Annotated in this window: 6 protein-coding genes and 1 pseudogene; 3 read left to right on the top strand and 4 right to left on the bottom strand. The window is 59.8% G+C overall.

Translation table 11 applies throughout. From position 1 onward, the window contains the following. The 4 genes and pseudogenes from ACIOVB_RS26515 to ACIOVB_RS26500 form a co-directional block, all read right to left on the bottom strand. Nucleotides 1-575 (bottom strand): annotated as a pseudogene (locus tag ACIOVB_RS26515) (arginine decarboxylase); the annotation flags it as partial. Between the two features lie 220 nt (nucleotides 576-795). Next, nucleotides 796-1167: a translation initiation factor Sui1 gene (locus tag ACIOVB_RS26510; RefSeq protein WP_007914613.1), complete on the bottom strand. Its 372-nt coding sequence runs from the start codon at nucleotides 1165-1167 to the stop codon at nucleotides 796-798. Between the two features lie 187 nt (nucleotides 1168-1354). Continuing rightward, the gene (locus ACIOVB_RS26505) at nucleotides 1355-1912 is read right to left on the bottom strand and encodes an NUDIX hydrolase (RefSeq protein ID WP_401272161.1); all 558 of its coding nucleotides are present in this window, start codon (nucleotides 1910-1912) and stop codon (nucleotides 1355-1357) included. 3 nt (nucleotides 1913-1915) lie between these two features. Next, nucleotides 1916-2983 (bottom strand): DUF2333 family protein, encoded by a 1068-nt coding sequence (locus ACIOVB_RS26500; protein ID WP_187678516.1) that lies wholly within the window; start codon nucleotides 2981-2983, stop codon nucleotides 1916-1918. Nucleotides 2984-3419: 436 nt separating this feature from the next. Here ACIOVB_RS26500 and gcbA point away from each other — a divergent pair, with 436 nt between their 5' ends. From gcbA to ACIOVB_RS26485, 3 genes are all read left to right on the top strand, one after another. Beyond that, nucleotides 3420-5090: a diguanylate cyclase GcbA gene (gene gcbA, locus ACIOVB_RS26495; RefSeq protein ID WP_401272160.1), complete on the top strand. Its 1671-nt coding sequence runs from the start codon at nucleotides 3420-3422 to the stop codon at nucleotides 5088-5090. A gap of 51 nt (nucleotides 5091-5141) precedes the next feature. Then, nucleotides 5142-7088 carry a methyl-accepting chemotaxis protein gene (locus ACIOVB_RS26490; protein WP_187678518.1) on the top strand — a complete coding sequence of 649 codons (1947 nt, stop codon included), beginning with the start codon at nucleotides 5142-5144 and terminating at the stop codon, nucleotides 7086-7088. 239 nt (nucleotides 7089-7327) lie between these two features. Then, a partial coding sequence (locus ACIOVB_RS26485) for a type II 3-dehydroquinate dehydratase (protein WP_401272159.1) occupies nucleotides 7328-7691 on the top strand: 364 nt, incomplete at its 3' end.

Genomic DNA, 7691 nt, shown 5'->3' with positions numbered 1-7691 from the left:
TCTTCGATCACCTGACCGACTTCGGATGCTTTCTCGATCACGATGAACCCGTTGTGGCCGAGCTTCTGGCCCATCAGCGCCAGACGGATGAACTCGCGGTCCTTGTAGCCGTTGCAGACGATGGTGCCGCCCTTCGGCGCCAGTGCCAGCACCGCCAGCAGCTCAGGCTTGGAGCCGGCTTCCAGACCGATGGAGACGTCCTGGGTGGCGATGATGTTCTCGATCACCGCTTCTTGCTGGTTAACCTTGATCGGGTAAAGCGCGGTGTACTTGCTCTGGTATTCCAGGCGCTCGATGTTCGAATCGAAGGCGCCGGTCAACTGACGTACACGGTCTTGCAGGATGTCGGGGAAACGAACCAGCAACGGCAAGGACAAACCGCTTTTGCGCAGTTGGTCGACTTGCTCGAACAGGTCGATAGGCGAGCTGCTCGGGCCGTTCGGACGAACTTCGACGCGACCGGCGTCATTGATCGCGAAATACCCGGCCCCCCAATGGCGAATCCCGTAAACACTGCGGCTGTCCGCAACTGTCCATTGGCTGCCATCGTCTTTGCGTGTGCGTCGTACGGACATCGAAGTCCCCTATAAAGAAGTCATAGTGCGTTACCTGAAATGCAGGCTGGCGCAGTCTAAAGAATGAAAATGACGGTTCGTCAGCGCGGCGGTAGACCGCGCTGACCGCGTGGAGTTTAGAAACCGGTCATGAACAGGCTCTGTGAAAACCATGGAGACGACGCCGGAACTGACAACCATCAGCACCGGATCAAGCCGCAGGTGGTTTTCACAGAGGCTGCTAGCCGCCGGACTTCTTCGCTTTGAAACCGTGCTTGATCAGTTCAGCCAAGAGTAGCTCGACATGATCGCCCTGGATTTCGATGATCCCGTCTTTCAAGGCTCCGCCGGTGCCGCAACGTTTCTTCAACGTTGTCGCCAGCTCCTTGAGTGCGTCTTCGGCCAAGGGCACGCCGGTGATGGTGGTCACCGTCTTGCCGCCACGGCCTTTGCTTTCGCGACGCACGCGGGCAATGCCGTCTCCGGCCGGGATCACGGTTTGTTTGCAGATACAGGCGTCCACCGGCTTACTGCATTCCGGGCAATGACGACCTGCGTCGGTGGAAAATACCAGACCGCCCAGGGCGGCGAAGGATGCGGCTTTTTTGGCCACCGGCAATCCTCTTGGGAGGACAAAGACTGATCGCGACCTTGGGCAAGGTCATCGACCGCGAAGCCCCACTCAGGCAGGGGCAGCGCTACTGCACCGATGCTTCAACAAACGCAGGCCGGTACAGCTTGAAAAGGTCGCGCAGTGTAACGGCAAAAAACCCAATTGCTAAGTGCCAATCGGCGCCAATTTATGTGTTCTTTGCGACGTCGTTTTGTTGAGCCTTGAGATAGCGCTGCAACGCTGCCAAAGAGTCCGGGCAATAAGGCTTTCGCTGGATTTCCTGCATGACTTGCTCGACCGGGATAAAGCGCGCTTCCAGCACTTCTTCCGGTTGCAGTTTCAGAGGGCCATCCCACACGGCGGAAAACGCCGAGCACCACAGGCGGTTGCCGGTGTCCTCGAAGTAGAAATGGTCGTGAGCGGTGAGTTCCACGCCACTGACGCCCAACTCTTCTTCCAGCTCACGGGCCGCCGATTCGGCGTAGGTTTCATCGGCCTGCACCATGCCGCCCGCTGCCACGTCCCAGTAACCGGGATAAATGGCTTTGCTCAAGGTACGCCGATGCACACAAAGCTCACCAGCGGAATTGAACAACATGATATAAGTGCCCCGCCCGATCAGCCCGCGTTCGCGCAAATCGGCACGCACCAAGGCGCCGAGCAGGTTGTCCTGCTCGTCGACCCAGGCGATCTGTTCGGCATCCGAGGCGGCGCGATGGGCCGCCTCTTTGGCGTTGTGGCTCATGAATCAACCCTGGTTGAGCAGTTGACGCAAGTCGATGACTGCCGCGTTGGCCCGGGAAATATAGTTGGCCATGACCAGCGAGTGGTTGGCCAGCACGCCGAAGCCGCTGCCGTTGAGAATCATCGGACTCCAGACGGGCTCTTGCGAAGCCTCCAGTTCACGAATGATCTGACGCACGCTGACCGTAGCGTTCTTCTTCGCCAGTACGTCGGCGAAGTCGACTTCGATGGCACGCAGCAGGTGCGACAGTGCCCAGGCCTGACCACGCGCTTCGTAGAACACGTTGTCGATCTGCATCCACGGGGTTTCGACGATTTCTTCATCAACCTGCGGTACTTCACCCACGGCCGGTGTTTCGGTTTTCAGCGCCGTATTGAGTTTGACTCGACCGACACTGGCCGACAGTCGCTGGGACAACGAACCCAGACGGGTGCCGACATCGCCCAGCCAGTTGTTCAGGTTGTCGGCGCGGGCATAGAACAGCGCGTTTTTCTGCGATGGATCAGACAGACGTGCCTGATAGCGGCTCAGGGAATTGATGCCTTCCTGATACTCCGACTCGCTGGACGGCAGGATCCAGCTCTTGTTGTCGAAGTTGAAGCGTGGTTCGGCCTTGGCCAGATCGGCGTCTTCGGCCGATTGAGATTGCGAACGGGCAAAGTCTTTGCGCAGGGCGCGGGTCAGGTCACGCACCTGCACCAGCACGCCGTATTCCCAGCTCGGCGTGTTGTCCATCCACAAGCCCGGCGGGAAGCGGTCGTTGGAAATGTAGCCGCCCGGCTTGTCGAGCAGGGTGCCGGCGACGGATTTCAGGGTTTCCACCGTGGTGTAGCCGATGACCATCTGCTTGCCTTCTTTCTCGGCAGCCACTTGTGCGTTCTGCGCCACGGGAAACAGCGCCGGTTCCTGGCTCCAGTACCAACCAAGACCGATAGTTACCAACAGGTAAATGCCGACCAGGGTGGCCAGCGCGCGGCTGAACAACAGCCCGCCAACATAGCTGCGGGTGGCCGACTTGGGCTCGGCGGCACGTTCAGGCGCGGCGCCCGCGCGGTTTTTCCAGTCCAGCATGGCGATATCCTTTCAATCACTTGGGTTCAACGGTTCGACCACAACCATACAACAACGTGCCTTGGGCCGGCACCCGCCAGTAAAGATAAGCCGCAAATCGTGTGGACGCTTGACGCATCTTTCAGAACTAGGGGAATCCCTGATGTCATCTCCTCTGACGCATCAGCGCAGAGTATTGAAAACAATCGAAAAGCATATTCACCACGCTGATGTGAGCGGCGCTGCAAATTTTCCCGAATCTACCCCGGCCTTGGCGGCAAGCCCCTGACTCTCGGGCACATGCCCGACGAACAGGTCAAAAATAAAACCGCTCGGTCAGAAACTGAATAGTGACGCATTGCAGATTATTGACGTGTGACACTCGTCTAAGGGAAAAGAGGTGCTAGCATAGAGCCACCAGTCGACCTCAGCATGCAGCCTAACTAGTAGTCAGGATATGACCGAGCCAGAAGACCCCAGCCGTGAGCGTCTCAAGCACCACTTTGCCCAGCGGGTAATTCATCAGGCACGTCAGATTCTTGAGATATGGCAGCGCCTGCAACGCAGTGAATGGTCCACCGTCGACCTCGCCGAACTGAGCGAGGCCAACCTGCGTCTGTTGCGTTTTGCCGAGCGCTTCGAACAGCCTGAGCACACCCAGCTCGCGCGCCACATCGGCCAGTCGCTGGAAGCAGTGGACGCCAATCGCGGTCGCCTCAGTAGCGGCCTGATCACCGACCTCAATCGTTTGATGCAGCGCTTGTCGCGTACCGGCCTGCGCCATGGCGATCAGCTCGATCAGACTTTCCTGCCGCCGCTGCGCAAACCGATCTACGTGATGCTGCAGGATTACGACCGCGCCGAACGGCTGGCCAAACAACTGGAATTCTTCGGCTTGAGCGCGCAGGCACTGGACAGCGTGGCGGCGTTTCGCTCATCGATGGTCGAGCGCTTGCCCGCCGCAATCGTCATGGACGTGGACTTCAGCGGCGCCGGCGTAGGCCTGAAGCTCGCCGCCGAAGCTCAGGTCGGTCTGGATGAGCCGCTGCCGCTGTTGTTCTTCAGCCTGCACGAAACCGACACGCCGACCCGTCTCGCCGCAGTGCGCGCCGGGGGCCAGGAATTCCTCACCGGCACCCTCGAAGCATCGAGCCTGCTGGAGAAGATCGAAGTCCTGACCTGCGTCGCCCAGTACGAACCTTATAAAGTGCTGATCATCGATGACTCCCGCGCCCAGGCCTTGCACACCGAGCGCCTGCTCAACAGCGCCGGGATCGTCACCCATACCTTGATCGAACCGATTCAGGCGATGGCCGAACTGGCGGACTTCCAGCCGGACCTGATCATCCTCGACATGTACATGCCGGCCTGTACCGGCACCGAATTGGCCAAGGTAATCCGCCACAACGACCGCTACGTCAGCGTGCCGATCATTTACCTGTCGGCCGAGGACGATCTGGATAAACAGCTCGACGCCATGAGCGAAGGCGGCGACGACTTCCTCACCAAACCGATCAAGCCACGGCATCTGATTACCACCGTGCGCAACCGCGCCGCCCGTGCGCGCAATCTGAAAGCGCGGATGGTGCGCGACAGCCTCACCGGCTTGTACAACCACACACACATCCTGCAATTGCTCGAAGACTGCTCGTTCCGTGCCCGCCGAGAGAACAAGCCGCTGAGCTTCGCGATGCTCGACATTGACCACTTCAAGCGGGTCAACGACAGCCACGGCCATCCGATGGGCGACCGAGTGATCAAAAGCCTGGCACTGTTTCTCAAACAGCGTCTGCGCAAGACCGATTTCATTGGCCGATACGGTGGCGAAGAGTTCGCCATCGTCATGCCCGACACCGATATCGAAGCCGCGCACAAAGTGCTCGATGAGATTCGCCAGCGTTTTGCCGAAATCCATTACCCGGCCCAGCCGCAAGACTTGTGGTGCACCTTTAGCGCCGGGGTTGTGGAGATGCGCGATGACTCCGATAGCCTGATGATGGCCAGCCAGGCCGACGAGGCGCTTTACCGTGCCAAGGGTGCCGGACGCAATCGGGTGCAGACCGCGCGGGACACAAAGCAAAGTGCCACTTTTTCATCGGAATCCACTGACTCGGTCATAACCCTGTAACAGAATCGCAATAAATTCAGGCGCTTACCATTTCTGCCGTTGGTAGCCGTCATGCGCCTGAAGTTGCTCACCAATCTCAATACTCTGCTGCTGGTCGCCGTGTGCCTGGCACTCGGCGCCACGCTGTGGTGGTCGCAAAAAGCTCTGGAACGCCCCTATCTGTTGATGGAGCGTTATTTGGGGCTGTCGCAGCAATTTCAGAACGAGGTGGCGCGCAACGTCGAGGATTACCTCGCCAGCGGTGATGCCCTGCGTCTGAGCAGCGCCAGTCAGGCCATCGATAGCGTGCAGAAAGAACTCGGCGAACTGCCGCCCGCTCTGGCCGACACCCTGCGCCCGAGCATCTCAGGCCTGGAAGAATTCAGCAAAACCGACTTGCTCGCCGCCGGCAAACTCGCCGGTGATCCGCAGGCATTGCTGTTGCAGGCCGAACGCGAACTCAGCGCCAGCCTCGACCAACTCAGCACCTATGCCAATGGCAACGCGACTTGGCTCGCGCCACTGCTCGCCGCCTCACAGCATCTGGGCAAGCTGTCGCTGGCACGGGACAAACTGGTCAGCAGCGGCCGCAGCGAACTGGCCGCTGACGTCGAGCGCGAAGTCGACAACATCCGCACTCAGGCGCAGGCGATTGATGCCCTGCCCCTTCTCGGCGTGATCGCCAGCAACGAATCGAGCAGTGATGACTTCGCGGCGATGATGGGCATCGAAAGCACGGAAAAAGCCGTCGCCGAAGACGCTGGTGTCGGCCTCAAACGTGAACTCAACAGCCTGCTCGGCCGCTACCCGGCAGAATTGCAACGCACCCGCGAGCAGATTCAGAAACGCACCGATCTGAGCACCGCGACCCACCTGAAAATCGCTGCCGTGCAGCAAGCCATCGCAGGCCTGGAACCGGTAGTGCGCGCCCAGCACGGGCAAATCCAGGGCGAAGTACGACTGATGCAAGGCGTGATGATCGGCCTGATTCTGCTGATCGCACTGCTTATCGACACCCTGCAGCGCCGCCTGGCCCGCACCTTGACCAATCTTGCGCCAGCATTGTCGACCTGGGCCGAAGGCGATTTCAGTCAAGACATTCAACTGGGCAAGACCAACCGCGAATTGCACGACATCGAAGCGTCGCTCAATCGCTTGCGCGCGTATCTGGTGGATCTGGTCGGTACGATTCGCGGCAACGCCGAGCAAGTGGCGGGCAGCAGCCGCACCCTCGCCGAACTGAGCAACGATTTGCACAGCGGCGCCGAGCATCAGGCCGGGGATACGGCATTGATTCGCGATTCCCTCGGCGAACTGGAGGCCACTATTCAGCAAGTCGCCGGGGATGCCCGTCAGGCGGCCGATGCCAGCCGTCATGCAGGTTTGGCCGTCGAACATGGCCAAACCGTCATCGGCCAGAGCCTCACCGGACTGCACGCCTTGGTCGGCGAGGTGCAAGGCAACGCGCAGATGATCGAACATCTGGCCGAAGAGTCGGCGACCATTGGCGGCGTATTGACGGTGATCCGCTCGATTGCCGATCAGACCAACCTGCTGGCGCTGAACGCGGCGATTGAAGCGGCACGCGCCGGGGAAATGGGCCGTGGATTTGCCGTGGTGGCCGAGGAAGTGCGTTCGCTGGCGCAGCGCACCGCCGGGGCGACAGCGGAGATTCAAACCCTGATCGCCGGCCTGCAAACCGCCGCCCGGCAATCGGTCGAAGGCATGCGCGCTCAGGTCGAGCACGCCGAAGCCACGGCCAATCAGGCGCAAGCGGCGGACGGCGCGCTGGACAAGATCGTCGGGGCGATCCAGACCATTTCCGACACAGCGATCCGCATCGCCGATATCACCGCGCAGCAGAGCGGCGCGGTCAGCGAGATTCGCGATCACAGCGAGCGGATTCATCAATTAGGTGGGGATAACTTGCTGCGCATCGGCCAGGGCCGTGAACAGGGCGAGAACCTGCTGGTATTGGGCGGGCAGTTGCATACGGCCGTTCAGGCCTTCCGTGTCTGATAAATCGCCTTCGCGAGCAGGCTCGCTCCCACAGAGGTGTGCATTCCAATGTGGGAGCGAGCCTGCTCGCGATAACGCCAGATCAATCACCACAATGACCGGATCAGATCACGCGGTCACAAATTTTGCGCAAACATCGGCCATCGTGCTGGCTATTGCATAGAACTGGACAGTCACAAAGTCTTTGCGGCATAGTCGCCGGGTTCTGACGACTGCTTATTCATAACAAGGACACGCAGATGGCAACCTTACTGGTGCTGCACGGCCCCAACCTGAACCTGCTCGGCACCCGCGAACCGGGCACCTATGGGTCGACGACCCTGGCACAGATCAATCAGGACCTGGAGCGCCGCGCCCGTGAAGCCGGCCATCATCTGTTGCATCTGCAAAGCAATGCCGAGTACGAATTGATCGATCGCATCCACGCCGCGCGCGGCGAAGGTGTGGATTTCATCCTGATCAATCCAGCAGCTTTTACACATACAAGTGTTGCATTACGTGACGCGCTGCTGGGAGTGAGCATCCCATTCATCGAAGTGCATTTGTCCAACGTGCACAAACGCGAACCTTTCCGCCATCACTCTTACTTCTCCGATGTAGCGG

Source organism: Pseudomonas sp. NPDC087639 (genome assembly GCF_044743385.1).
Classification (GTDB): domain Bacteria; phylum Pseudomonadota; class Gammaproteobacteria; order Pseudomonadales; family Pseudomonadaceae; genus Aquipseudomonas.
The sequence above is the reverse complement of the archived record's forward strand: the minus strand, read 5'-3'. Positions and strand labels throughout refer to the sequence as shown.